The organism is Bradyrhizobium erythrophlei, from assembly GCF_900142985.1.
GTDB classification, from domain to species: domain Bacteria; phylum Pseudomonadota; class Alphaproteobacteria; order Rhizobiales; family Xanthobacteraceae; genus Bradyrhizobium; species Bradyrhizobium erythrophlei_B.
Window position 1 is genome coordinate 478,554 of sequence record NZ_LT670849.1, and the last position, 26,963, is coordinate 505,516.

23 protein-coding genes are annotated in these 26,963 nt (G+C 62.2%); 13 read left to right on the top strand and 10 right to left on the bottom strand.

Annotated elements, in window-relative coordinates; all coding sequences use genetic code 11:
* Window positions 1-2: 2 nt before the first annotated feature.
* The 4 genes from BUA38_RS02115 to BUA38_RS02130 form a co-directional block, all read right to left on the bottom strand.
* Entirely contained in the window at window positions 3-1,553 is a 1,551-nt protein-coding gene (locus BUA38_RS02115) for a WS/DGAT/MGAT family O-acyltransferase (RefSeq protein WP_072816476.1), read from the bottom strand.
* Window positions 1,554-1,646: 93 nt separating this feature from the next.
* On the bottom strand, window positions 1,647-2,444 hold the full coding sequence (locus BUA38_RS02120) for an esterase/lipase family protein (RefSeq protein WP_072816478.1): 798 nt from the start codon (window positions 2,442-2,444) through the stop codon (window positions 1,647-1,649).
* Window positions 2,441-2,695, bottom strand: a complete 255-nt coding sequence (locus tag BUA38_RS02125) for a DUF6489 family protein (RefSeq protein WP_072816481.1) — start codon at window positions 2,693-2,695, stop codon at window positions 2,441-2,443. The genes BUA38_RS02120 and BUA38_RS02125 overlap by 4 nt, the downstream gene beginning before the upstream one ends.
* A 92-nt stretch (window positions 2,696-2,787) precedes the next feature.
* Window positions 2,788-4,029 (bottom strand): FAD-dependent oxidoreductase, encoded by a 1,242-nt coding sequence (locus BUA38_RS02130; RefSeq protein WP_072816483.1) that lies wholly within the window; start codon window positions 4,027-4,029, stop codon window positions 2,788-2,790.
* Between the two features lie 169 nt (window positions 4,030-4,198).
* On the opposite strand from BUA38_RS02130, the gene BUA38_RS02135 reads away from it, so the two are divergent.
* From BUA38_RS02135 to BUA38_RS02190, 12 genes are all read left to right on the top strand, one after another.
* Window positions 4,199-5,794, top strand: coding sequence for an ABC transporter substrate-binding protein (locus tag BUA38_RS02135; RefSeq protein WP_072816486.1), 1,596 nt, complete (start codon window positions 4,199-4,201; stop codon window positions 5,792-5,794).
* Window positions 5,795-5,895: 101 nt separating this feature from the next.
* A complete protein-coding gene (locus tag BUA38_RS02140; RefSeq protein WP_072816488.1) occupies window positions 5,896-6,876 on the top strand; it encodes an ABC transporter permease in 981 nt (326 codons plus the stop codon).
* A gap of 10 nt (window positions 6,877-6,886) precedes the next feature.
* Entirely contained in the window at window positions 6,887-7,849 is a 963-nt protein-coding gene (locus tag BUA38_RS02145; RefSeq protein WP_072816490.1) for an ABC transporter permease, read from the top strand.
* A complete protein-coding gene (locus tag BUA38_RS02150) occupies window positions 7,846-8,832 on the top strand; it encodes an ABC transporter ATP-binding protein (RefSeq protein ID WP_072816492.1) in 987 nt (328 codons plus the stop codon). Before BUA38_RS02145 ends, BUA38_RS02150 begins: the two co-directional genes overlap by 4 nt.
* Window positions 8,829-9,830, top strand: a complete 1,002-nt coding sequence (locus tag BUA38_RS02155; protein ID WP_072816494.1) for an ABC transporter ATP-binding protein — start codon at window positions 8,829-8,831, stop codon at window positions 9,828-9,830. Before BUA38_RS02150 ends, BUA38_RS02155 begins: the two co-directional genes overlap by 4 nt.
* Before the next feature lie 99 nt (window positions 9,831-9,929).
* Complete coding sequence (locus BUA38_RS02160; RefSeq protein ID WP_072816496.1) at window positions 9,930-11,732, top strand: gamma-glutamyltransferase family protein; 1,803 nt, start codon at window positions 9,930-9,932, stop codon at window positions 11,730-11,732.
* 5 nt (window positions 11,733-11,737) lie between these two features.
* Window positions 11,738-12,448 (top strand): DUF1028 domain-containing protein, encoded by a 711-nt coding sequence (locus BUA38_RS02165; protein ID WP_072816498.1) that lies wholly within the window; start codon window positions 11,738-11,740, stop codon window positions 12,446-12,448.
* Window positions 12,445-13,434 carry an ABC transporter ATP-binding protein gene (locus BUA38_RS02170; RefSeq protein ID WP_072816500.1) on the top strand — a complete coding sequence of 330 codons (990 nt, stop codon included), beginning with the start codon at window positions 12,445-12,447 and terminating at the stop codon, window positions 13,432-13,434. The genes BUA38_RS02165 and BUA38_RS02170 overlap by 4 nt, the downstream gene beginning before the upstream one ends.
* Before the next feature lie 53 nt (window positions 13,435-13,487).
* Window positions 13,488-14,570, top strand: a complete 1,083-nt coding sequence (locus tag BUA38_RS02175) for an ABC transporter ATP-binding protein (protein WP_244553276.1) — start codon at window positions 13,488-13,490, stop codon at window positions 14,568-14,570.
* A 35-nt stretch (window positions 14,571-14,605) separates the two neighbouring features.
* Window positions 14,606-16,114, top strand: a complete 1,509-nt coding sequence (locus BUA38_RS02180; protein WP_072816504.1) for an ABC transporter substrate-binding protein — start codon at window positions 14,606-14,608, stop codon at window positions 16,112-16,114.
* Window positions 16,115-16,160: 46 nt separating this feature from the next.
* Window positions 16,161-17,102: an ABC transporter permease gene (locus BUA38_RS02185; RefSeq protein WP_072816505.1), complete on the top strand. Its 942-nt coding sequence runs from the start codon at window positions 16,161-16,163 to the stop codon at window positions 17,100-17,102.
* Window positions 17,103-17,990, top strand: a complete 888-nt coding sequence (locus BUA38_RS02190) for an ABC transporter permease (RefSeq protein WP_072816506.1) — start codon at window positions 17,103-17,105, stop codon at window positions 17,988-17,990.
* Here BUA38_RS02190 and cnbZ read toward each other — a convergent pair whose 3' ends face one another.
* The 6 genes from cnbZ to BUA38_RS02220 all read right to left on the bottom strand — a co-directional run bounded on the left by cnbZ (window position 17,991) and on the right by BUA38_RS02220 (window position 25,221).
* Window positions 17,991-18,746, bottom strand: a complete 756-nt coding sequence (gene cnbZ, locus BUA38_RS02195; protein WP_072816507.1) for a 2-amino-5-chloromuconate deaminase CnbZ — start codon at window positions 18,744-18,746, stop codon at window positions 17,991-17,993.
* 180 nt (window positions 18,747-18,926) lie between these two features.
* Window positions 18,927-22,022, bottom strand: coding sequence for a multidrug efflux RND transporter permease subunit (locus BUA38_RS02200; protein WP_072816508.1), 3,096 nt, complete (start codon window positions 22,020-22,022; stop codon window positions 18,927-18,929).
* Window positions 22,023-22,080: 58 nt separating this feature from the next.
* On the bottom strand, window positions 22,081-23,274 hold the full coding sequence (locus BUA38_RS02205; RefSeq protein WP_072816509.1) for an efflux RND transporter periplasmic adaptor subunit: 1,194 nt from the start codon (window positions 23,272-23,274) through the stop codon (window positions 22,081-22,083).
* 2 nt (window positions 23,275-23,276) lie between these two features.
* Window positions 23,277-23,978, bottom strand: a complete 702-nt coding sequence (locus tag BUA38_RS02210) for a TetR/AcrR family transcriptional regulator (protein WP_072816510.1) — start codon at window positions 23,976-23,978, stop codon at window positions 23,277-23,279.
* Window positions 23,979-24,088: 110 nt separating this feature from the next.
* A complete protein-coding gene (locus BUA38_RS02215; RefSeq protein ID WP_072816511.1) occupies window positions 24,089-24,679 on the bottom strand; it encodes a thiamine pyrophosphate-dependent enzyme in 591 nt (196 codons plus the stop codon).
* Entirely contained in the window at window positions 24,676-25,221 is a 546-nt protein-coding gene (locus tag BUA38_RS02220; protein ID WP_072825752.1) for a thiamine pyrophosphate-binding protein, read from the bottom strand. Before BUA38_RS02220 ends, BUA38_RS02215 begins: the two co-directional genes overlap by 4 nt.
* 231 nt (window positions 25,222-25,452) lie before the next feature.
* Between BUA38_RS02220 and BUA38_RS02225 the strand changes: the two genes are divergently transcribed.
* Window positions 25,453-26,961: a hypothetical protein gene (locus BUA38_RS02225; protein WP_072816512.1), complete on the top strand. Its 1,509-nt coding sequence runs from the start codon at window positions 25,453-25,455 to the stop codon at window positions 26,959-26,961.
* Window positions 26,962-26,963: the final 2 nt, after the last annotated feature.

Genomic DNA, 26,963 nt, shown 5'->3' on the forward strand with positions numbered 1-26,963 from the left:
CCCTACTCGGCCGCGCCTTTCACGTCGGCTGGCGGCGGCGCAAAGGCGGCTTCAAGCGTTGCGAATTCGTCCGGCACCATGTCGCACAGCACCTGGACATGCGGAATAATGTTGGCGCCGGAGATAAATCCGAAGTCGAGCTGATCGCGGTAGCTTTGCACGGTGATATTGAGCGCGAGCCCATGGGTCGAGATCGACACCGGGAAGATATGCAAGAGTTCTGCTCCGGCCGCATACAGGGTCTGCCGCGGTCCGGGAACGTTCGACACCGTGATGTTGGCGGCCGGCGGCAAGACGTCCGACAGATTGGAGCGGCTATAGAGCAGCGCCAGAATCTGCATCATGATCGGCGCACCCAGCATCGAGATGTTCTGCACCTGCGGCATCAGCGCGCGCAACGGATGCGACATCTCTTTGGACTTGGTGGATTGAGCGATGATGGTCTCGAGCCGCGTGCGTGGATCCTCGACATTGGTCGCGATCGAGCAGATCATGCCGAACACCTGGTTGTTGGCGTCGGTATTGCCTTCCTCGCGTAGCGAGATCGGGACGCCCGCCGTCATCGATTTGGTCGGCAGCGCGCCACGCTCGATGAGATAACGCCGCACGACGCCGCTTGAGATCGCGAGCACGACGTCATTGAGCTTGCCATTAGCCGCTTTCGCCACAGCCTTGGCGCGCGACAGCGGGATCGAGACTCCGGCAAAGCTGCGCTCGGACGATATCTGTTTGTTGAGAGGGGTCGGCGGCGACATCATGCCCGCAAGGCTCTCGCGCGACTTCGGATCGGCAATCTTGCCGACCACATCGGAGACGCTCTTGAGCAATGTCGGCACATTGCCGGCAAACTTGATCGCATTCTCGATCTGGAACATCGCATTGTCGAACAGGATCGAACCTAGGTCGCTTTTGCCGGAGCGCGGCAATTCGATGCTCTTGGCCGCCGCAGACGCATTGAACGGCTCGCGCCAGAGCTGCTGATAGGAATCCAGAAGATTGGCCGCGATGTCGCGCGGCTCCTGGTCGACCTTGGCCCGCTCGGTCGGCGGTTCGACTTCGCGGGGCACCGGGGTCAGATCATAGATCATGTTGGTCAATGCCGCGCCCGCGCCGCCGTCGATGCAGGCGTGATGCATCTTCGAATAGAGCCCGATCTCGTTGTCCTTCATGCCTTCGAAGACATAGAACTCCCAGAGCGGGCGCGCGCGATTGAGCAGCTTGGCATGCATCCAGCCGACGATGCGTTCGAGCGTGGCGCGATCGCGCGGTGCCGGCAGGCTGGCGCGGAAGATATGACGGTCGATATCGAACTGGTCGTCCTCGACCCAGGACGGATGGTCGATGTCGAGTGGCGCCTTCTCCAGGCGCGCTTTCAGGATCGGCGCAATATGCATGCGCGAGGCGATCATCGCCTTGAAGTCTTCGAAGAAGTCGCCTTTGTAACCTTCCGGCAGACGGAAGATCGCCATGCTTCCGACATGCATCGGCATTTCCGGCGTTTCCAGATACAGAAACGACGCGTCCATAGCAGACAGTTTCCTGGCGTCGCTCATAGGCTCCTCCCGCGAACAGTGACGCTACACCTTGGGCGGTGTTTTTGGTTTTGGTTCGAGCGTTCAGACGGTCCCGTTAGCTCGGGACGCTAATCAGGATTGTGCCCGTTCTGGCGGCGCATATGCAATGGCAAAGGGCCCCGATCGGTCAAATTGGCTGAATTGACCTTCCTGCTGCGCCAGCCGATCGGCGACCGCCCATAATGCCGCCGGGTTGACGCCGAGCCCGACATGGCTTGCGAGGTACACCTCGATATTTTCGGCTACGGCCGAAGGACGCAGCAGACACGTCCGCCAGTTCACGACGCCATCGGCGCGCGAAAAGACCGAGGTCGCCGGCATCGGCAGGTCGCCCGCGATCGCCGCAAGAAACGCGGGATCGTTGCCGACGGTTTCACCGGATAGCATCTCATAAAGCTTCGTGGCGTTGGTGGCGCGCACATCGTTCGCAAACGGGCTTCCGAGCGTCACCACATAACGCACCATATCGGGTGCATGCAGCGCGAGGTCGCGTGCGTAGACGCCGCCGAGGCTCCAGCCGACCAGGCTGACCTTGCGGCCGGTGGTTGCATGAATGGCCGCAAGGCGCTCGCGCAGCGCGGCACGCATCCGCAAAAGGCCGCCGAGATTCCGGCCCATCTGCCAGGCATGGGCGTCGTATCCCAGTTCCGTCAAATAGCGGCGCAACGGAGCCATCGAAAGGTCGCCGGCGAGAAAGCCGGGCAAAGCCAGCACCGGGTGCCCGTCGCCTCTCGGCGCCCGCATCAAGAGCGGAGACATCATCAGGCTGGCGTTGAGCTCGAAGATGCCCCGCATCTCCGCCAGAAGCAGGCCGAGGCCCGGCGGCCGAAGCGTGCGTCCCGCCGGCTGTCCGTCGGGTGACGAGGTCATTTCTTGTCGGACGCGCGTGTGCCGCCGAGGCCGGTCATGGCCGCGAACATATCCGTAAAGCGTTCCGCAAATTTAGGGTCGAATGACAGCCAGCTTTGCATGAGCGCTTCGGGCGAGACCTTCTGGATATTGTCCAGCATCTGGTGCTGAAGCTTTTCCATCACCGCCGTCTGCATGGGCTGCACATCCGGAAGCCCGATAAACTGCCGCGCTTCTTGCGGCGTGCAGTCGATCTCCACGTTAACCTTCATGGGCACTCCCTGGTTGCTTTGACCACGTTAAGCAGTATCGACACGACCTCGCCCGGGACGCAAGCCGTCCGAAGGGCCAAAGCCAAATGTGGTCAACCGAATCGTTCCACGGAATACGGACCAGGGTCGGTAAACGGCGTCGTGCCGGTCATCATTTCAGAGAGCAACCGGCCGGTCACCGGTCCCAGCGTCAGCCCGTGATGCTGATGACCGAAATCGAACCACAGCCCGGGATGGCGAGGCGCCTTCCCGATCACCGGCAGCATGTCCGGCAGGCACGGCCGCGCACCCATCCAGGGCTGGGCATCGACGGGTTCGCCGAGCGGGAACAACGCACGCGCCCGCGGCAATGCCCGTTCGACCTGGATCGGCCGTGGCGGAGCGTCGCGGTGGGCAAACTCCACGCCAGTGGTCAGGCGAATCCCGCGGTTCATCGGCGCAATCAGATAGCCGAGATCGGAATCCAGAACGGGATGATTGAGCACGGCGTTGCCGCTCGCCTTCAGGTGCAAGTGATAGCCGCGCTTGACGCCCAGCGGAATGGAATAACCGAGCGGCCGAAATACCAGATCCGACCACGGCCCAAGCGCCGCCACGACTTCGCGCGCGGACGCACCATTGACACGCCAGCCGCCGGATTCCTGCGTGAGCGTCCGTGCATCGCCGACAACAAAACGTCCGCCCTTGCGCACGAACAATGCCGCATAGGCTTTGGCGAGCGCACCGGGATCGGCAATGAAACCCGGCGTCGGCCAATAGACGGCGCCGGCGAAATCGCCAGTCAGGTTCGGTTCGCGCGCAGTGATCGCCTTGTTGTCGAGGATTTCGCTGGGAACGCCGTACTGCTTGACGCGTTCGGCGTCGCGTACCGCCGCAGCAAGACTGTCCTGCGAACGATACAGCTTGAGCCATCCGGAGCGGCGCAATAACTCCGGCACGCCGGCTTCCGAGATCAGCGCCTCGTGCTCGACAAGGCTGCGCTGAATCAGCGGCCACTCAGCCATCGCACTCTGCATGGCGCGCGCAGGCGTGGACGCAAGATAATAGCGCAACAGCCAGGGCAGAAATTCCGGCAGTTCGGAAATGCGATACAACGAGTTCGGCGAGCGATTGAGCGCATACTGGAAGATCAGCTTGGGGTCCCGGGGAAACATGAGGGGAAAGACCGAGGCGCATTCGATGATGCCCGCATTTCCGTAGCTGGTCTCGTCCCCGGCGTCCTCGTTCCTGTCAACGAGAATGACGTCGCGCCCTTGCTTTTGCAGGTGCAAGGCCGCGCTGACGCCGACCATACCCGCACCCAGCACAAGAACGTCAGCTTTCAGTTCCGCCATCCGTCACTCCCGTATGTTGGCGAAATCCCGAAAAGCCGCCAGCGTTGAACTTAAGGCGGGCACGATGCCCGTAAACCATTGCAGCCAGAGGAAATCGCCTTTGCGCGGCGGCCAAACTCTGGCAACATGGTTCTGACATTTTGTACACCATCGCGGAGAGCTTCCACCAATGCCGTTACGTCAGATCTTGCTTGCAACGGCCACCGCTTCGATTGTCGCTTTCGCCGCGATGCCGGCTTCGAGCCAGACCGTACGCTACGCCAACCAGGGCGAGCTCAAATCCCTTGATCCCTATACGCTCAAGGAAACCACGACCATCGCCCATCATGCCCATGTTTACGAGGGCCTGGTCACCCGCGACAAGGATTTGAAGATCGCCCCCGCGCTTGCCGAAAGCTGGGAAACGCCCGAGCCGACACGCTGGCGCTTCCATCTGCGCAAGGGCGTCAAATTCCACAACGGCGATCCCTTCACCGCCGATGACGTGATCTTCTCGGCCGACCGCGTCCGCGCCAAGGGTTCGAACTTCCTCACCAACGTCCCGGCCGACGCCAAGTTCATCAAGATCGACGACTACACCGTGGACGTCAAACTCGACGCGCCCAATCCCATCCTGACCTCGCAATGGGACGGCTGGTTCATCATGGACAAGAAATGGTGCGAGGAAAACAATTCGGTCGCGCCGACGCCGGCTTCCGCGACCACGCCGAGTTACGCTTCGCTGCACGAGAACGGCACTGGCCCCTTCATCATCGAAAGCCATCAACCCGGCGTGAAGACCGTATTCAAGGTCAATACGAGCTGGTGGAGCAAGCCCGAGCACAACATCAAGGAAATCGTTTTCACGCCGATCGGATCGGCTGCGACGCGCGTCGCCGCCCTTCTGTCCGGTGAAGTCGACGTCATCGAACCGGTGCCAACGCAGGATATTCAGCGCGTGAACTCCGGCGGCAACGCGACGGTGCTAACCGGAATGGAAGTCCGCACGATTTTCCTCGGCATGGATCAGGAGCGCAGCGAGCTGCTCTACTCCAACATCAAGGGCAAGAATCCGTTCAAGGACATTCGCGTCCGCGGGGCCTTCTACAAGGCGATCGATGTCGACCTGATCAAGAACCGGGTGATGCGCGGCCTCTCCACGCCCTCCGCGCTGATGGTCGCGCCGCAGTTGTTCGCGCTCTCGAAGGATTTTGTCCGGCCGAAAGCCGATCCCGACGCCGCCAAGAAACTGATGGTCGAAGCCGGCTACGCGGACGGCTTCGAGGTCACGATGGATTGCCCCAACGACCGCTACATCAATGATGCCGACATTTGCCAGGCCGTGGTCGGCATGCTCGCGCGCATCGGCGTCAAGGTGAATTTGCTGGCGCAGCCCAAGGCGCAGTATTTTGGCAAGGTGTTAAAGCCCGGCGGTTACCAGACCTCGTTCTATCTGTTGGGCTGGACGCCGGCCTCGATGGATTCCCACAACGTGCTGTTCGACATCATGGGCTGTCACGATGCCGCACAGTCGACCCGGGGCGAAGCCAATCTCGGCGGCTATTGCAACAAGGAGCTCGATGTCCTGACCGACAAGGTTCTGATCGAGCCCGACACCGCCAAGCGCGACCAGATGATCAAGCAGGCCTTTGAAATCGGGATCAAGGACTACGGCTATATCCCCCTGCATCAGCAGTCGCTGGCCTGGGGCGTTTCGAAAAAAGTGAAAATCACGCAGCGGGCCGACAACCAGGTTCTGTTCTACTGGGCCACCAAGCAGGAATAGCATTTCGCGCATCACAAGGTCCCGGAAGTTTCGCTTCCGGGACCTGTCATTTCAGTCCAACCACATGCGTCGCGTTCTCTAAGAAGAAGTGAAAGGAAGAAATGCTCGCTTTCACGCTTCGTCGGGCCATTCAGGCGATCGGGGTCATGATCGCCGTCGGGATCATCTCGTTCTCGATGTTCCGCTTCGTCGGCGACCCCGTGAGCCAGATCGTCTCGATCGATACCTCGGCGGCCGAGCGCGCCGAAATCAGACAATCTCTCGGGTTGGATGATCCGGTTGCCGTGCAGTTCCTGCGCTATTTCGCCAATGCCGCGCAGTTCAAGTTCGGCGTCTCCTATCAGTTTCGCCTCCCGGTCGCTGATCTCCTGAAGGAACGGATGCCGGCGACGCTGGAGCTTGCCACCTGCGCCACGATCCTGGCGCTGGTGTTCGGAATCCTGATGGGCGTTTATTCGGCGCTTCGGCGCGACACCTTGCTGGCAAAACTGTTCCAGGCGGTCTCGCTGATCGGCATTTCGCTGCCGACCTTTCTGATCGGCATCCTCCTGATCTATCTGTTCTCGGTGACGCTGGGCTGGCTGCCCTCCTTCGGACGCGGCGATGTCGTGCGGCTGGGCTGGTGGACCACGGGTCTTCTGACCGTTTCGGGGCTGAAGGCCTTGATCATGCCCTCGATCACGCTCGGCCTGTTCCAGATGACGCTGATCATGCGGCTGGTGCGCGCGGAAATGCTCGAGGTGCTGCGCACGGACTATATCCGCTTCGCCCGGGCCCGCGGACTGACCACCCGCGCCATCCATTTCGGCCACGCGCTGAAGAACACGCTGGTTCCCGTGATCACGGTTGCGGGCCTGCAATTTGGCTCGGTTATTGCATTTGCGATCATCACTGAAACCGTCTTCCAGTGGCCCGGCATGGGCCTCCTGTTCGTGCAGGCCGTGCAGAATGTCGATATCCCGATCATGGCGGCGTATTTGCTGATGGTGTCGCTGATCTTCGTCACCATCAATCTCGCCGTCGACGTGCTCTATACGGTAGTCGATCCGCGCCTGCGCGCCACCGTTGGCCGCCCGGCATAAGAGAGCTGACATGTCCGACGCCGCCCTCCCCGACAAAACTGCCGCAGGCCACGCGCCGGCGGCCGGGTTGATCCGGCGCGCACTCGACAGCGACATCTTCTATTCATTCCGCCGCTCGCGGCTCACCATGGTCGCGGCACTCATCACGTTGTTGTTCTTTGCGCTCGCGATCGCCGCACCTCTTATCGCGGTTCAGAATCCCTTCGATCCCAGCGAGCTGCAGCTCATGAATTCGCGGATCGCGCCGCTCTGGACCGCGGACGGTCAGAGCCCGTTCCTGCTCGGCACCGATGAACAAGGCCGCGACGTGCTGTCGGCGATCCTCTATGGTCTGCGCATCTCGCTCCTTGTCGGCATTCTCGGCGTCATCTTGTCAGGCGCACTCGGCATCGCGCTGGGCCTGATCGCTGGTTACTTCGGCGGCGCGATCGACGCGCTGATCATGCGCATTGCCGACGTGCAACTGACCTTTCCCGCCATCCTTATCGCGCTATTGGTCAACGGTATCGTCAAATCGCTGTTCGGCAACCGACTCGACGCGATGAGCATGTTAGGGGTGCTGGTTCTTGCGATCGGCTTGAGCTTCTGGGTGCAGTATGCGCGCACGGTGCGCGGCTCGGTGATGGTGGAAAAGAACAAGGATTATGTGGCGGCGGCGCAGCTCATCGGCCTGCCCGCGCCCGTCATCATGCTGCGGCATGTCCTGCCCAATACGATGGGCCCGATCCTGGTGATTGCGACCATCAACCTCGCGCTCGCCATTATCACCGAGGCCACCCTGTCGTTTCTCGGCGCAGGCATGCCGGAAACCATGCCATCGCTCGGCACCTTGATCCGCATCGGCAACAACTATCTGTTCGCCGGCGAATGGTGGATCGTGGCGTTCCCCGGCATCGCGCTGGCCGTGCTGATCCTGTCCATCAACTTGCTCGGCGACTGGCTGCGCGACGCGCTTAATCCGAAATTGCGATGAGTGAACCCGTTCTTTCCGTGCGTAACCTGCGGGTCGAGTTCGCCACCCGTCACAACGTCCTGCATGCGATCGACGGCATTTCCTTCGATATCGCCAAAGGCGAAGTGCTGGGCGTAGTCGGAGAATCCGGCGCCGGCAAATCGGTGACCGGACTTGCGGTCATTGGATTGATCGACCGGCCCGGCCGCATTGCCGGCGGCGAAATCCATCTTTCGGGTTTGCGGATCGACAATCTGCCGCCGGACGAAATGCGCCGCATCCGGGGCAAGCGAATCGGCATGATTTTTCAGGATCCCCTGACGAGCCTCAATCCGCTCTACCGGATCGGCGATCAGCTGATCGAGACCATCCGCACCCACACCTCTCTCTCCGAACGGGCGGCGCGCAAACGCGCCATCGATCTGCTCGCCGAAGTCGGAATCCCCGCACCGGAAAAACGCATCGATTCCTACCCGCACGAGTTTTCCGGCGGCATGCGCCAACGCGTCGTCATTGCGCTTGCAATATGCGCCGAGCCGGAACTGATCATCGCCGACGAGCCGACCACCGCACTCGACGTTTCGGTGCAGGCCCAGATCATCACCCTGATCAAGCGGCTCGGGCGCGATCACGGCACCGCCGTGATGCTGGTGACCCACGATATGGGCGTGATCGCGGAAACCTCCGACCGCGTCGCCGTGATGTATTCGGGCCGCATCGCCGAAATCGGACCGGTGCGCGACGTCGTGCAAAATCCGCTGCACCCTTACGCCAAGGGCCTGATGGGCGCGATCCCGACCTTGGCGAGCGATGCCACCCGTCTCGTCCAGATTCCCGGCAGCATGCCGCGCCTGTCCGCGATCCCGACCGGCTGCCCGTTCAACCCGCGCTGCGCCTTCGCGTTCGATCGTTGCCATACCGAGCGGCCCGAGCCGATCACGCGCGGCACGCAGGCGGTCGCCTGCCATCTCTACGATGCCGCGCCCGCGGAGAACGCGGCATGACAGAGAAGCCCTTTGTCGGCGTGAAAAACCTCCGCCGCGTTTTCGATGTCTCGAAGCCGTGGCTCAATCGCGTACTCGAAGGCGGCCATCTGGAATATCTGAAAGCCGTCGACGACATTTCGTTCGATATCGTCAAGGGCGAAACCTTCGCACTGGTCGGCGAGTCCGGTTCGGGAAAAACGACGGTGGCGCGGATGGTGGTCGGGTTGTTGCCACCGACTTCCGGCGACGTCTCCATCGACGGCGTCTCGATGGCCGATCCCCGCCAGTCGCAAGCGCGACTGCAATTGCGTCGCCGCATCCAGATGATTTTTCAGGACCCTTATGCCAGCCTCAATCCGCGGCTTCGGGTCGATGCCATCATCGCCGAGCCGATCCGCGCCTTCGACCTCCTGAAAAGTGAGCGTGACATTCGCGCCCGCGTCGGCGAATTGCTTGGACTGGTCGGCCTGCATGCCGACGACGGCTGGAAATTTCCGCACGAGTTTTCCGGCGGCCAGCGCCAGCGCGTCGCAATTGCGCGCGCACTTGCCTCCGAGGCCGAATTCATCGTTTGCGACGAGCCGACCTCGGCCCTCGACGTCTCGGTTCAGGCCCAGATCCTCAACCTGATGCGCGACCTGCAGGACAAGTTCGGCCTTACCTATCTCTTCATCAGCCACAACCTCGCCGTGGTCCGGCACATGGCGAGCCGCATCGGCGTGATGTATCTCGGCCGCGTGGTCGAGATCGCGGAAGCCCGCCAATTGTTCGATGCGCCGAAAATGCCCTACACGAAAATGCTGCTCGGCGCGGTTCCGGACCTTGCGATGTCGGGCCGCCAGCGCATCCCCGTAAAGGGGGAGATTCCGAACCCGATCAACCCGCCCTCGGGGTGTTCCTTCAATCCGCGCTGCCCGCTGGCCTTCGATCTTTGCCGCCGCGAGACACCAAGGCTGATCAACGGGGTGGCCTGCCATGCCGTAAACAGCCCCGCGGAAGCCGCAATCGGCGTATGATCACAATATCACAACCCTTCCGACGCTAGTTGGCAGAGCGCTCCGGCTGTGATCAATTGCGGCCCCGCTTATAAGAAAAGCCAAAAAGCACGGATAGCCATGAGCAATATCAATCCAGAACCGTTCACAACCCGCCCCGAAATCGAGGGCATGTTCGGCGTGGTAACCTCCACCCACTGGATTGCGACCGCGGTCGGCATGGGTATCCTGGAAAAAGGCGGCAACGCCTTCGACGCCGGCGTCGCCACGGCCTTCACGCTTCAGGTGGTCGAGCCGCATTTGAACGGTCCCGGCGGCGACGTGCCGATCATCGTTCATGACGTCAAACGTGGCCGCATCGAGGTGATCTGCGGCCAGGGCCCCGCCCCTGCCCGCGCCACTATCGCGCATTACCGAAGCGAGGGGCTCGAGATGGTGCCCGGCACCGGGCTGCTCGCGGCCTGTATTCCCGGAACCTTCGAGTCCTGGATGCTGTTGCTCCGCGACTACGGCACGATGCGGTTGCGCGACGTGCTGGAACCAGCGATCGCCTACGCCCGCGACGGCTATCCGTTCCTGGAACGCGCGGCCGCGACCATCCAGACCGTCGAGCAATTGTTCCGGAAATACTGGCACACGTCGGCTGCGGTCTATCTGCCGAACAACGAAGTGCCGAAGCCCGGGTCGATCTTCACCAACGCAACGCTCGCTGAAACCTATACGCGCATCCTGAAAGAGGCCGAGAGCGCCGGCGGCAATCGCGAGGCTCAGATCGAGGCGGCACGCAAGGCCTGGTCGAAAGGGTTCGTCGCGGAAGCCATCGACAAATTCTGCCGCACGCAGGAAGTGATGGATGTCTCGGGATCGCCGCACCGCGGCGTGCTGTCAGCCGACGACATGGCGAAGTGGGAGCCGACCATCGAAGCGCCGCTGACGTATGATTACGGCCGCTACACGGTGTGCAAGGCCGGTGTCTGGAGCCAGGGTCCGGTGATGCTCCAGCAGCTCGCACTGCTCAAGGGCTTCCAGCTCGACGGCCTCGATCCCACAGGCCCTGAATTCATCCATACCCAGATCGAATGCGCCAAGCTCGCTTATGCCGACCGCGAGAAGTTTTATGGCGATCCGAAGTTCTCCGAAATTCCGATCGCAACGCTGCTGTCGGATGCCTACAATGACGAACGGCGCAAGCTGATCTCCGAGAAGGCCTCACTCGACTTCATCCCCGGCTCGATCGAGGGATTTGGCGGTGTCGTCAAGCTGCGGCGTCAGGAAGGTCAACGCGAAGCGGTTGGCGCCATGGGCGCAGGCGAACCGACGGTCGGCCGCTTCGGCGAAGTCCGCGGCGACACCGTCCATTTCGACATCATCGACAAGGCCGGCAACATGATCTCGGCCACGCCTTCCGGCGGCTGGCTGCAATCTTCGCCCGTGATTCCCGAACTCGGCTTCTGCCTCGGCAGCCGCGCTCAGATGTTCTGGCTGGAGGAAGGCCACCCCGGATCGCTCGCGCCCGGCAAACGTCCACGCACCACGTTGTCGCCGACGATGGCCTTGCGCGACGGCGAGCCGTATCTGTCATGGGGTTCGCCCGGCGGCGACCAGCAGGATCAATGGATCACGCAATTCTTCCTGCGTCACGTTCACGCCAAGCTGAATTTGCAGGAGGCGATCGACGCGCCAGCCTGGCACTCCGAGCATTTCCCGATCTCGTTCTGGCCGCGCACCGCGCGGCCCGGCGTGATGGTGGTCGAAAACCGCGTGCCCAAGGCGACGATCGATAATCTGCGCGAGCGCGGACATATCGTCGAGGTCGGCCCGGATTGGTCCGAGGGACGTCTGACCGCCGCCTCGAAAATCGGTCCCCGCCGCCGCGCCGCCGCCAACGCCCGCGGCATGCAGGGCTACGCCGCCGGACGATAAAGCCCATGACCTGGTCGATCATTGCCAAGGACAATGCCACCGGCCAGATCGGAATAGCAGTCGCCACCAAATTCTTCGCGGTCGGCTCGCGGGTGCCACATATCGCAGCCGGCATCGGCGGCATCGCCACACAGGCGCTGGTCAATCCCTATTACGGGATCGACGGTTTAAAGCTGCTGCGCGAGGGCTGTGCTCCGCGCGACATCATCGAAACGCTTGTAGCGGGCGACGCCGGCCACGCCAGCCGCCAGCTCCATATCCTGGACGCCGCAGCGCATGTTGCCGCCTACACGGGCAAGGATTGCCTCGACTGGTGCGGGCACATCAAAGGCGACGGCTTTTCGATTGCCGGAAATATGCTGGCCGGCCAAGGGGTTCTGGACGATACGGCCAGGACCTATGTTGCCAACATCGGCATGCCTTTTGCACAGCGCCTGATTGCCGCCATGCATGCGGGCGAGCTGGCTGGCGGCGACAAGCGCGGCAAACAATCGGCCGCGCTTTTGATTTACGGCGAAGAGGAATGGTCCAATCTTGACCTGCGTGTTGACGACCACATCGACCCCCTGGCCGAACTCGAACGGTTGGAAGCGGTGAGCCGCGAACGCTGGGTCCACTTCCGAAAATACCTGCCGAGCCGGAAAAATCCGGCCGGGATCACCGATCGCGCGGTGATCGACGCCGGCATTGCCGCTGCCACCGAAAGCAAGCAATGACCGACGCGCCGCTGATCGAGATCAGGGATTTGCGCGTCAGTTTTCATGGCGATGACGGCCGCACGACCCACGCGGTCGACACGGTCGATCTTGCGGTGGCACGCGGTGTGACGCTTGGCCTCGTCGGCGAATCCGGCTGCGGCAAGAGCGTCACGTCGCTTGCCGTCATGGGACTGTTGCCGAAACACGCGGCCGAGGTGACGGGTTCGATCCGCTTCGACGGCTTCGACCTTCTTGAGGTCTCCGACGACACCCGGCGCGATCTGCGCGGCAACCGGCTGGCGATGATCTTCCAGGAACCGATGACCTCGCTCAACCCGAGCTTCACCATCGGCGACCAGATCATCGAATCCATTCTTCGCCATCGCGGCGGGAGCAGAACGGCGGCGCGCAAGCGCACAATCGAATTGTTGCGCCGGGTGCACATTCCCTCCCCCGAGCGGCGCGTCGACGAATATCCGCACAAACTGTCCGGCGGCATGCGCCAGCGCGTTATGATCGCGATGGCGCTCGCCTGCGATCCGCGCCTGCTCATCGCCGATGAACCCACCACCGCGCTTGACGTCACCTTGCAGGCCCAGATTCTCGATCTGATGCGTGAGCTGAAGGCCGAGAGCGGCGCCGCGATCATTCTCATCACGCATGACCTCGGCGTGGTCGCCGAAGTCTGCGACGAGGTCGCGGTGATGTATGCTGGCGAGGTGGTCGAACGCGCCGCCGTCGACACCTTGTTCGCCAGTCCCCAGCATCCCTACACTGTCGGCCTGCTCGGCTCGATCCCGCGCCTCGATCACCGCACTTCGCATCTTGCGACCATTGAGGGCATGGTTCCCAATATGGCCGACCCGCCGAAAGGCTGCCGTTTCGCCGCACGCTGTCCATTCACGGAAGCCGCCTGCCTCACCGAGCCGCCGCCGCTGGCGCAGGTCAGCTCCGGCCACTGGTCGCGCTGCATCCGCGCGCCGTTAGAGAGGTTGGTATCGTGACCGCGCTATTAGAGGCGAAAAATCTGGTCAAGCATTTCGTCGGTACACGCTCCATGTTCGGGCGGCCGACGGCGTTTGTCCGGGCGGTCGACGGCGTTTCGTTCAACGTGAAAGCCGGCGAAACGCTGGCGCTGGTTGGCGAATCCGGCTGCGGCAAGTCGACCGTGAGCCGGCTGGTGCTGCGCCTGATCGAACCGGATCAGGGTGAGATTTCCTTTGAAGGCCGCGACCTGCTTGCCATGGGCGCGAACGAATTGCGCGCGTTCCGCCGCGACGCCCAGATCATCTTTCAGGACCCGTACGCATCGCTCAACCCGCGGATGACGGTGGGCCAGATCCTGGCCGAACCGCTGGTGCTGCATGATCTCGTGCCAGCCGAACAGCGCCAGAAGCGGGTCGAGGAGTTACTGCGGCTGGTCGGGCTCGAGCCGCGTGCGGCGCGCCGTTACGCCCACGAATTCTCCGGCGGCCAGCGTCAGCGTATCGCGATTGCGCGTGCGCTCGCAGTCGAGCCGAAGCTGATCATCTGCGACGAGCCGGTCTCGGCGCTCGACGTCTCGATCCGCTCGCAGATCCTCAATCTGTTGCGCGATCTGCAACAACGGCTGGGCCTGGCCTACATCTTCGTCTCGCACGACCTCGCCGTGGTCAAGCATATCGCCGACCGGGTCGCGGTGATGAATCTCGGCCACATCGTCGAGACCGCGGACGCCGAAGCCCTGTTCGCCTCGCCGCGCCACCCCTATAGCCGCGCGTTATTGTCGGCCATTCCCGTGCCGAAGCCACAGGCCAAACGCAGTCGCCTGGTGCTGGAAGGCGAAATCCCGAGCGCGCTCAATCCGCCGTCCGGCTGCCGTTTCCACACGCGCTGTCCTTACGTGATCGACCGCTGCCGGAGCGAACTCCCGCAGCTACTGTCCGATTCCAGCGGACACCTGACCGCCTGTCACCGCAGCGGTGAATTGCCGCCGGCCGATGCGATCCTTCCCTCCGACGGCGGCCTCTCGCCGACGCTTGCCAGGCTGATTGCGGCTTTCAATCGCATGGAAGAGGCTGGTACTTCCGGTGTTGGTACGGATGATGCAACGGCGCCGCATGCAACTGCGCCGCATGCAAACGCGCCAGCTGGCATCTAGCGCCAGCCGACATTTGAGTTAAGGAGAACGGGACCATGAGGACTTTGCGGTTGGCGGTGACGGCAGTGGCGCTTGCGATGTCGATTGCCGCAAGCGCTCAAGCTCAAACCACGCTGCGCATCGGCATTGCCGAAGATCCCGACATGCTCGATCCCTCGCTCGGCCGCACCTATGTCGGGCGCATCGTGTTCTCGGCCTTTTGCGACAAGCTGTTCGACATCGACGAGAAGCTCAACATCGTGCCGCAGCTGGCGCTGTCTCACGAGACTTCCGCCGATGGCAAGGCGATGACCATCAAGCTGCGGCCCGGCGTCAAGTTCCACGACGGCGAGCCGTTCGACGCCGCGGCCGCGAAGTTCTCGATCGACCGGCACATCAACATGCCCGGCTCGTTCCGCAAATCCGAACTGGCCAGCGTCGACCATGTCGAGGTGATCGATCCCCTCACCATCAAGCTCGTATTGAAGAACCCGTATGCACCGCTGATCGCCCAGCTCACTGACCGCTCCGGCATGATGGTCTCGCCCAAGGCGGTGAAGGAGCAAGGCGACAAGTTCGGCCTGCATCCGGTCTGCGCCGGTCCTTACAAATTCGTCGAGCGTGTGCAGCAGGACCGCATGGTGTTCGAGCGGTTCGCAGACTACTGGAACAAGGGCAACGTCTTCATCGACCGTGTCGTGTTTCTGCCGATCGTCGACGCCACGGTGCGCCTCGCCAACCTCAAATCGGGCGGGCTCGATTTGATCGAACGCGTGCTGGCCACCGATATCAAGGACGTGCAGTCCGACAACCGCCTGGTCCTGTCGACCGCGCCGGAGCTCGGCTATCTCGGCCTCACCATCAACACCAACAACGACAAGAGCAAGGGCGCGCTGACCAACGTCAAGGTGCGTCAGGCGCTGGATCTTGCGATCGATCGCGAAGCGCTCAACCAGGTCGCCTTCAACGGCGAGTTCACGCCCGGCAACCAGTGGGTCAGCCCATCCCACCCCTATTATCAACCATCCTCACCGATCCGCCCGCGCGATGTCGAAAAGGCCAAGGCGTTGCTAAAGGAGGCCGGCGTCCCGCTGCCGGTCTCCATCGACTACATGGTGCCGAAAGGATCGGAATATGAAGCGGTCGCGCAGGTCGTTCAGTCGATGGCGGCCGAAGCCGGCTTCGACCTCAAGATCCGCCTGATCGAATTCGCAACCTCGTTCAAGGAAGTGCAGGCCGGCAATTTCCAGGTCTTCCAGATCAACTGGAGCGGCCGCATCGATCCCGACGGGAACTCTTACATTTTCCTGCACACCGGCGCGCCGCAGAACGATGGCGGCTATTCAAATCCCGAAGCGGACAAGCTGATGGAAGAGGCACGGCTGACCAGCGACCTCGCGGAGCGCAAGGCGATCTACGAAAAGCTCACCAGGATCATCATCAACGATGAGCCAATCATCTATCTCTATCACAAGAATCTCCTGTTCGGGCATACCAAGAAGCTCGAAGGCTACCGGCCGGTGCCGGATGGGCTGGTGCGCGTCGTTGGGTTGAAATTGAAGTGAAGACGGCATCCACCAGGGCAGCTGCGCACGCGCCAGGAAGGTCACCATGCTGAATTTTCTCGGCAGCCGCCTTCTGCAAATGGTGCCGACGCTGTTTTTCGTGTCGATCCTGATCTTCTCGCTCCAGCATCTGCTGCCGGGCGATCCGGCGCTGGTGATGGCCGGTGAAGAACGCGATCCGGCCGTGATCGAGCAGATCAGGAAGCAATATCACCTCGATCGGCCGATCCCGGTGCAATACGTCTATTGGGTCAAGGGCGTGCTGTCGGGCGATTTCGGTGAATCGCTTCGCGTGAAGGTGCCGGTGCGCGAATTGATCGCGCAGAAGCTGCCGGTCACGCTACAGCTTGCATCGATGGCGATCGTGATCGCGTTCCTGATCGGCATTCCCGCCGGCATTGTCTCCGCGGTCAAGCAAGGCACCGCCTGGGACTATGGCGCCAACCTGTTTGCGCTGTGGGGGATCTCGACGCCGAATTTCTGGCTCGGAATCATGCTGATCTTCCTGTTCTCGATCAAGCTCGGATGGCTTCCCGCCTCCGGCTACGTCCCACTCTCCGAAAACTGGCATGCGAGCCTTGCGTCCACCGTCATGCCGGCCTTTGTGCTCGGCAACGCCATTGCCGCGATCCTGATGCGGCATACGCGCAGTGCGATGTTGCAAGTGCTCGGGAGCGATTACGTTCGCACCGCCCGCGCCAAGGGCCTTTCCGAGCGCAGCGTGATCCTCAAGCATGCGATGCGCAACGCGTTGACGCCGATCATTACGCTGGGCGCGCTCGAGCTTGGCACATTATTGTCGGGCGCGGTGCTGACCGAGCAGATCTTTTCGATTCCCGGATTCGGCAAGCTGATCGTGGATGCGGTCTTCAACCGCGACTATGCCGTGGTGCAGGGCGTCGTACTCGTGACCGCGACCGTTTACCTGACGCTGAACCTGATCGCCGATATTGCTTACGTTCTCGTCAATCCGCGGCTGAGAGGGTAAATGACCGACGCCGCCCTTCCCGCGCTGACCGCGGCCGCCCCGGACGCGATGGAAAGCCCGGCACGGCGGGCGTTGCGGCGGCTTTTCAAGCGCAAGGGCGCGGTGGTGGGCCTTGGCGTGATCGCGGTCTTTATCCTGCTCGCGATCTTTGCGCCGGTGATCGTGCCCTACGATCCGATCGCAACCAACTGGGCGCTGGTTCGCAAGCCGGCGACGCTCGCCCACTGGTTCGGCACCGACGATCTCGGCCGCGATGTGCTGGCGCGCGTGGTTTACGGCTCGCGCGCTTCGCTGGCCGCGGGTGCGATCTCGGTCAGCATTGCGCTTGCGATTGGCGTTCCGCTTGGGCTACTCGCCGGCTATCGCGGCGGCTTTGTCGACTCGCTGATCAGCCGGCTCACCGATGCGATGCTCGCCTGCCCGTTCCTGATCCTTGCCATTGCGCTGGCGGCATTTCTCGGTCCAAGCCTCGGCAATGCCATGATCGCGATCGGCGTCTCGGCCACACCGATCTTCATTCGCCTGACGCGGGGACAGACCCTCAGCGTCAAGGTCGAGGATTATGTCGAGGCGGCGCGCGCCATCGGCAATCCGCCGTGGCGCATCGCGCTGTTTCATATTCTGCCGAACATCCTGCCGGCGCTTCTGGTGCAGGCGACGCTTTCGATCGCGGCCGCGATCATCGCGGAAGCCGCACTGTCGTTCCTCGGCCTCGGCCAACAGCCGCCGGCGCCGTCCTGGGGAAGCATGCTGAATTCGGCGCAGCGCTTTTTGACCAACGCGCCCTGGATGGCGATCTGGCCGGGGATGGCGATCTTTCTGGTGGTGCTGTCGTTCAACCTGGTCGGCGACGGCCTGCGCGACGCGCTCGATCCAAGGCAGCGCTAGCTAAACCACTATCTCCCGGCTCACCCTGCGACAATCCATCTCGAATTCGAGATCGACCACCGGCGGTCGGGCGAAGTGCCAGGTCAGACCCGATCGCGCCGCGCCGCGGCGCACCAGTTCTTCGGTCATCACGGGATGGAAGTCGTGAACCGTGTAGGCCTGCACCGCCGTCGTGTCTTTCCAGCCAAATCCAAACGCCGCCAGACGGCTTTCCATTTCGCGCACCGTGAAGCCGACCTTCTCCTTCAGCCCCTCCGGGCTGAGATCGCGGTAGCGCACGATCCGTTCGGGATAGCTACCGGAACCGCCGCGCGCTTCTGCGCCGCCGGCAATGACGAAATCCGGCTGTGCGACGCGGCGCTGTCCCGGAAGCGGGCGAACGAACGAGAACGCGTAGAATGACGGTTCCTTGGGCGGATCGATTTCGGGACAGACGTTGCTGCGCGCTACGGGATTGGTGGCGCCGTCGAAGATACCCCATTCACTGAGCGTCTTGACATAGTGCTGGTTGAACGCAAGGAAGCCGGCTTCGGTAAACGCTGCCGGTGACCGCAGCTCGCAGGCGCAGAACGACGTCAGCCTTTGGCCTGCTGCCTGGATATATTGAGCGACCTGCGCGAAACCCTCGGCCAGCGGCAGCAACATGTCGAAGCACACGCGTTCGATCTCGAAGCCGTCAAAGGCACAGACGCCGCTCGAATATTGAAACACGGCGGGGATAAACCGGTAATTGCCGGCTGCAAAATCGCGCGTCATTCAGGCGTTTCCTTGGGTCATGTCAGGTTCGATGGAACCTTAACATGATCGGCTATCCTGAAAATGCCCCGCGCGATCTAGAGCTCCGATTCCGAAGTTCGCAAGCGCGGGGACAGAATCCCCGCGCTGGCGTTTTCCTCTGGGCCGCTGGCCTACCAGAGGGCCAATGGCCGACCAGGCTTATGTCGGCTTCAGCGCCTTGGATCCGAGATCGAAATCGGCGATCTCCCGGGCGCGTTTGGATTCGGCGCCCGCGCGATGGTCGGTCGCGATCCAGACATAGACCGCCGGCAGCACGAACAGCGTGAACAACGTGCCGATGGTCATGCCGGCGACGACAACGAGGCCGATCGAGAAGCGGCTCGCCGCGCCCGCGCCGCTCGCTGTGAGCAGCGGCAACAAGCCGGTGACCATCGCAGCCGTCGTCATCAGGATCGGGCGAAGCCGGACGCGCGCCGCCATCTCGATCGCGGAGCGGCGATCCAGGCTTTCCTTCAGCTGAAGCTCGTTGGCGAACTCCACCATCAGAATGCCGTGCTTGCTGATGAGACCGACCAGCGTCAGCAGGCCGACCTGGGTATAGATGTTCATCGTCGCCATGCCGAAGAACAGCGGGATCATCGCGCCGACGATCGCCATCGGCACGCTGATCATGATGACCAGCGGATCGCGAAGGCTCTCGAATTGCGCGGCCAGCACCAGGAAGATGATGATCAGCGCGAACGCAAAGGTGATCGCGAGCTGATTGCCTTCCTGCACATATTGGCGGCTGTCGGCCAGATAGTCGTGGGTGAAGCCCGCGGGCAGCTTCTTCGCCTCGCCTTCGAGGAAGTCGACCGCCTGCCCGACCGTCACGCCGGGCATCGGCACCGCCTGGAAGGTCGCGGAGTTGAGCTGGTTGTAGTGCGTCAGCGCGTTCGGATCGGTCGCAGTTTCGATCGACACCACCGTCGATAGCGGAATCTGCTGGCCGGTCGGCGTCGACAGGTAATAGGTTCCGAGCGCTTCCGGCGACAGCCGCGACTCGCGCGGCACCTGCGGGATCACCTGATACGACCGTCCTTCGAGGTTGAAGCGGTTGACGTAGTTTCCGCCGAGCATGGTGGCGAGCGTATTGCCGATGCTTTGCATCGTCAGCCCGAGGTCGCTCGCCTTCGAGCGATCGACCTTGATCCGCACCACCGGCTGATTGAAGTCGAGGTCGCTGTCGGAGACGATGAACAATCCGCTCTTGCGTGCGGCGTCCTTCAGCTTGTTCATCTGATCGAAGATCGGCTGGAAGCCGTTGGTCGAGGAGATCACCATCTGCACCGGCAGACCGCCGGGGCCACCAGGCAGCGGCGGCAGATTGAACGCAAACGCGTTGACGCCCTCGATCTTGCTGATCTCGGCCTGCACCAGCGGCTTGAGCTGGATCGAGGAGCGCTTGCGTTCATCCCACGGCGTCAGCAGCATGCCGGCGATGCCGTTTTGCGGGCCGTTGATGCCATTCAGAACAAAACGCAGATCGGTTTCCGGAAACTTGGCGAAGGACTTGTCGAGCTTTTCGCCATAGAAATCGATGTAGTCGATGTTGGCGTATTTCGGCGCCTTGGTCACCGCGAAGACGATGCCCTGATCTTCCTCAGGCGCGAGCTCTTTCGAGGTGTGCATATAGAGGAAGCCGACGAGACCCAGGATCGTCAGCGCGAACAGGCCCGTAATCGGGCGGTAGTCGAGCGAACGGTCGAGCATGCGGCCGTAGCCGCGCGTCATCGCGCCGAACACGCGGTTGACGATTTTGGCGAACCGCCCCTCTTCCGCGCTCTTGAGGAACACCGAGCACATCATCGGCGACAGCGTCAGCGCGATGATGCCGGACACGATCACCGAACCCGCCAAAGTAAAGGCGAATTCGCGGAACAGCGAACCCGTGAGACCGCCGAGAAATCCGATCGGCGCATACACCGCGGCGAGCGTGATGGTCATCGAAATAACCGGACCAACAATTTCACGCGCGCCGATCATAGCGGCCTGCACCGGCGGCTTGCCCTCTTCCAGATGGCGATGGATGTTTTCGACGACCACGATGGCGTCGTCGACGACAAGGCCGATGGCGAGCACCATCGCGAGCAGCGTCAACAGATTGAAGCTGAAGCCGGCCGCCAGCATCAGGCTGCATACGCCGATCAGCGACAGCGGAATGGTCACGACCGGGATCAGCACCGAGCGGAACGACGCCAGGAACAGGAAGATCACGACGACGACGATGAGGACGGCTTCGCCGAGAGTCTTTTCAACCTCGTCGATCGAGGACTGAATGAACTTGGTGGAGTCGTAGGCCACCTTCATCTTCATCGACGGCGGCAGGTTGCGCTCGAGCTCGGGGAATAGCGCGCGCACGCCCTTCACAAGCGTCAGCGGATTGCCCTGCGGCGTCACCTGCACGCCGATGAAGATCGCGTGCTCGCCGTTGAAGGCGACGCTGGCGTCGGTACTTTGCGCCGCAAGCTCGACGGTTGCAATATCCTCGATCCGGACGAAACCGCCGTCCTTCGATTTGACGATCATCTTCTTGAACTGATCGAGATTTTGCAGGTCGGTGTTGGCCGAGACGTTCGAGACGATGAAGAAGCCCTTGGATTGTCCGGCCGCCGCCTGGAAGTTGTTGGCGGCGATCGCGGCAGCAACATCGTTCGGAGAGACGTTGCGCCCGGCCATGCGCACCGGATCGAGCCACAGCCGCATCGCGAAGGTTTGCCCGCCCAGAATATCTGCCGAGGCGACGCCATCAACCGTCGAAAGCACCGGCTGCACCACGCGCGTCAGGTAGTCGGAGATCGCCGAGCCCGACAGCACTTCAGAGGAGAAGCCGAGATACATCACGGCCGTAGTCTGGCCCGTGGTCTTGGTGACGACGGGGTCGTTGGATTCCTTTGGAATGAGGTATTTGACCGAGTTCACCTTGGCGAGAACTTCGGTCAGCGCCTGGTTCGGATCGAAGTTCAGCTTGATGTAGACCTGGATCGTGCTGGTGCCGAGCACCGACGACGAGGTCATGTAGTCGACGCCTTCGGCCGACGCTACGGCCTGCTCGATGGGCGTGGTGATAAAGCCCTGAATCAAGTCGGCCGACGCACCGGGATACGACGTGGTGACGTTCACGACCGTATTCGAGAGCTTCGGATATTGCCGGATCGGCAACACCGTCGCCGCCCGCAAGCCGATCAAGAGGATCAGCAGGCTGACGACGACGGACAGCACCGGCCGCTTGATGAAGATATCAGTCCAGACCATCGGACAGCTCCGAATCTCGAATTGGTAAAGCGCGCAAAAATCAGTAAAGCGCGCGCGATCAATAACGCGGCGGGTTCGCAGGAATCGGCGGCGTCGGATCGGTCGAGATTGCGACCGCCGCGCCCGATTGCAGCTTGAGCTGACCAACCGCGACCACGCGGTCGCCGGCCTTCAGCCCTTCCAGGATTTCGGCGCGGCCGCCGACCCGATCGCCGGTCCGCACGAAGGTGCGCACCGCAGCCAGGCTGGTCTTGCCGTCATCGCTTTTCTTCTCGGTGATCAGGAACACCGAGTCGCCGTACAGCGTGTAGTCAACCGCCGTCTCGGGCACGGTAACGACCGCCGGCTTGTTCGGCAGCACGACCGTCGTCAGTGTGAACATGCCGGGCTTGAGCAAGTGATCGGGATTGGCGATCGTGGCCTGAACGCGGATGTTGCGCGTGTCGGTCGCGATCTGCGGCTCGATCGTCGTGATCTTCCCTTCGAAAGTCCGGCCCGGATAGGCATCGACCGTCAGGCGCACGGTCTGGTCGGCCTTAAGCACTGCGCTCGCCTTCTCCGGCACCGTGAAGTTGGCATAGAGCATCGACAGATCGGTCAAGGTGACGATCTGCGTTCCCGCGCTCAAGAACTGGCCGATTTCGACGCGACGGACGCCAAGCTCACCATCGAACGGCGCGCGTACGAGCTTCTGCGAAATCAACGCTTCGGTCTTGGCAATACCCGCAATCGCCTGGTCGTAGGTTGCCTGCGCCGCGTCGACCGTCGATTGCGGACCGAACTGGCGGGCAGCGAGTTGCTTGGCGCGATCGAGCGCGAGCTGCGCACCGGTCGCCTGCGCCTTGAAGCTGGCGAGATCGCCCTGTTCGGGGCCATCGAACAGCTGCACGAGCGGGCTTCCCTCCTTCACCGAGGCGCCGGCCGTGAACATGATGTCGGTGATGCGGCCTGCGACGTCGGTCGTGACGTTCACCTGATGCACGGCGGCGAGGTCGCCGACCGCGGTCAGCAGATTCGGAATCACTTCGGACTTCGCTTCCACGGCCGATACCGGGGACGGCGGCGGCTTATTGTTGGCGAAGAACTGCGCGATCATGTGGCTGCGGAAGGCATTGAAGCCGACCAGCGCGCCGACCAGCAGCGCGAGCAGCAATCCGATGATGATGAACCAGCGCACCAGCCGGACCGGGCGCGAAGCGGGCTTCTCGACGATCGGACGGCCCGAGATATGGCTTTCGGTCACGATATTCATGGTCAGGCGCTCTCTGCAATTGCCGATTGCCCGGATATCCGGGCAGGGTCACGGCTGAGGTAATGGTTGATCGCGGCTTCGTTCACGCCGATGCCGCGGAGGATGAATTCGCTAAGCTGCCGCTCGAGGTCGACGCCTTCGCCATAGGAAAGGCAGGGGATAGCCGGCAGGCGCGTCACGCACACCATCAGCACCGTGTGATGCGCAAACCAGAACAGGTTCATCGGTTCGCGGCCGACCGCCTTGGCGTCGCCCGCTTCAATGGCGCGTTTGAGTGACGCTTCAAAAATGTGGCCGATCAGCCCGCCAATCTTGTCGTAGATCAGGCGCGCAAATTCGCCGTCATCGAGGTGGCTCGCCAGCATCAGGCGGAGGCGCTCGGCCTCCTCGTGGTCGGGCAGGCTGTGCACCTCCTGGAAATGGCGGACCATTTCGCGGATCAGAACCACCAGCGTCTCGGTGGAAGGCTCAAGCTCGAGCAGGCTTTGCAGCGCCGGATCGGCGGCACATTCTTCGGCGAGAATTTCCGCATAAAGCGCTGACTTGGTTGGAAAATGCTTGAACAGCAACCCCTCGGAAATGGAGGCCGCGGCGGCCACGCTCTTGGTTGTGGTGCCGGCAAAGCCATGACGCGCAAAACAGCGCTTGGCGGCGCCCAGTATCAACTGACGCCTCAAATCACTCGTCATGCGGAGGGTGCTCATCTTGTGAGTAAGCACTCACCTTTACGGCGAAGTCAAGGAATTTTGCTGCGACGCAAAATTCACGTTGCAGTTGTTGTGGTTACGCGACCGGATAGCGCCGCCTGGCGCGGTTAGATCGGGCCGAAACCTAGGGCGCCACGAATGCGGTTCACGATGAAGGTGCCGTCCCGGCTGGCGAGCACCCGCTCAAGATTCGCCGCATCGATCTTGATGCTGGCAAAGCGCGGTCCCTTTGACGTGTCCTGCATCGTCTTCGCAAACGCCTCGATCTCGCCCATGGTCGCGATCGCCCGCGCGTCAGTGATTCCGCAGGCCTTGGCCACGCCGACGAGATCGGTGCTAGTTCCGGTGTGGCTCGCCTGCCCGCCGGTTTCGCCATAGACCTCGTTATCGAGCACGATAATCGAGAGGTTTTTCGGCTGTTGCAGGCCAACGGTCGCCAGACTCCCCATTCCCATCAGCATCTCGCCGTCACCCGTAATGACAACGACCGGCAGTTTGGGCTGGGCGAGGGCAACGCCTAATCCGATCATCACGGCGCCGCCCATCGCGCCCCAGAGATAGAAATTGCGGTCGTGATCGCCGGCAGCCGCAATGTCGTAGGTCGAGGCACCAAGGCCGCCGACGACGACGGCATCCTTGCGGCCCTCCAGCAGGGCCGACACCACGCTGCGGCGTTCGAGAAGATTTGCCTTGCTCATTTTACGAAAACCTTTGCGCCGATCAGACGTTGCGACAACAACACGGCCGACGGCGTGCAGGCATTGTAGGCCTGTCCCGCCGCCGCCTCGACCACGTCACGCACCTCGCCTGGATGGGAGGCGCGCAACACCTTGATGCCAGACAATTCGAGCACGCTTGGCGTGGTCGATCCCATCGGCACCTGCCACGGATTGAATTCGCCCCATTCGCCGCGCATCGTCACCAGCGTCAGGAACGGAAAGCGGAAGATCTGCGTCAGCGAGAACATGTTGATGCAATTGCCGACGCCGCTCGACTGCATCAGCATCACGCCACGCTGGCCACCGGCCCAGGCGCCCGCGAGCAGCGCGATCCCCTCTTCTTCCGTGGTGAGCGGTACCGCCCGCATCGAAGGCTCAGCGAGCACCCGCTCGATCAATTGCGAGTGGCCGGCATCCGGCACGTACGTCACCTGGCGAACGTCGAAACGCTGCAAGATCTCGAAAATGTCTTCCGGCCAGGAAGGCGAGGTTTCGGCCGGCGCTTGGTGACGGGCGTCCATGTCTGATGTTCCGTTCGTGTCCGCGGTCTGATTTTCGACGCCGGACTTTAGAGCCCCGCTCGCCTTTCGAAAGACCGAAAATGGCATGCCGGTCTGGTGTAGGCGAATAGCGGCAATTTGCCTTCTCTCAGGTGTGCCCTGCACCATCGAGCGGAAAGCAATGCCTCGATTGACAGCTAGCTCAAACCCGGCGAGGATTTTCTCCAAATAAACAAACAAAAGAGTCCGGGGATGAAAAACGCAGCCAAAATCGCCATCGCGCTCGCTGGCCTGTCATTAGGTCTCCTCGTGGGTCTTGTGGTCACGCCGGTCAGGGCCGATGACGCAAGCCCGGTCAAGGCAGGCGCCCTCCTCGATCAATTGCAGAAGCAGACCGGCGTCTACGACCGCTCGACCTCCGGCAAGACACCGGAATTCGTGGTCGATCCGACCTGGCCGCAACCGCTGCCGCACAGCTGGCTATTGGGCCAAATCGGCGGTCTTTATGTCGATCATCACGACCACATCTGGGTCTACAACAGGCCGCGCACGCTGAACGACGACGAAGTGGGACTGGAGGGTCCGATCGCCGGCGCCACCGACGCCAAGGGCCAGCCGGTCAACGGCCTCGGCTTTGTGCGGCTGAACGGCTTCGGTGCGGATTGCTGCCGCGCCGCCCCCTCGGTGATGGAATTCGATGGCGGCGGCAAATTGCTGCACGCCTGGGGCGGCCCGGCCGACCCGAACTTCATCGGCGGCAAATGCAAATCCGATGATGGTTGCATCTGGCCAAACATCGAACACGGCATCTATGTCGACCAGAAGGATAATGTCTGGATCGCCGGCAACTCTCCCGCGCTCAAGGCCGGCGAAAAGGAAATTCCGTGGACCACCAACAAGGGCGGCGGCGACGGCTTCATCCTGAAGTTCGACCGCGACGGCAATTTCAAGATGCGGATCGGCGGCACGCCCTCCGCGCCCGACAGCAACAGCAAGGACGGCGGCATCAACCGCACGCCGCTGCTCTATCGTCCCGCCGACATGGTGTACGATCCCAAGACCAATCGCCTTTACGTCGCCGACGGCTATGCTAACCGCCGCATCCTGATCGTCGATGCCGACACCGGCAAATATATCGGCCACTTCGGCGCCTACGGCAGCAACCCGATCGACGATGCGGCGGCGGCCGCCGCCGGCACCTGGCCGCAGGCCTCCAGCAAGGGCGATGTGAAGCCTGCCTTCTTCCGTAACCCCGTGCACTGCGTGAAGATCGCCGACGACGGCAAGATTTACGTCTGCGATCGCGGCAACGACCGCATCCAGGTGTTCGACAGCAAGGATGCATCGCTCGGCAAGGAATGCAGCAATCCGAATGGCGAAGCCGGCAAATGCGGCTTCGTGACCGAGCGCTTCATCAGCGCCAAGACCTACACCCAGCCGGTGATGCCCGGCACCGCGGTGTCGATGAACTTCTCGCCCGACAAGCCGCAAAGCTGTCTCTATATCGGCGATAACACCAACCAGACGATCTACATCCTGAGCCGCGACAAGCTCGAACAACTCGGCCGGCTTGGCCATGGCGGCCGGATGGCCGGCGATTTCCACTGGCTGCATCAGGTCAGCCTCGACAGCCAGGGCAACATCTATACCGGCGAGGTCGATACCGGAAAGCGCGTGCAGAAGTTCGTACGTTACGGCGCCGACGGCTGTAGCGGCGGGGGCACGGCTGATATCGGTGGCGAAGCGGCCGAGCGCAAATAGGC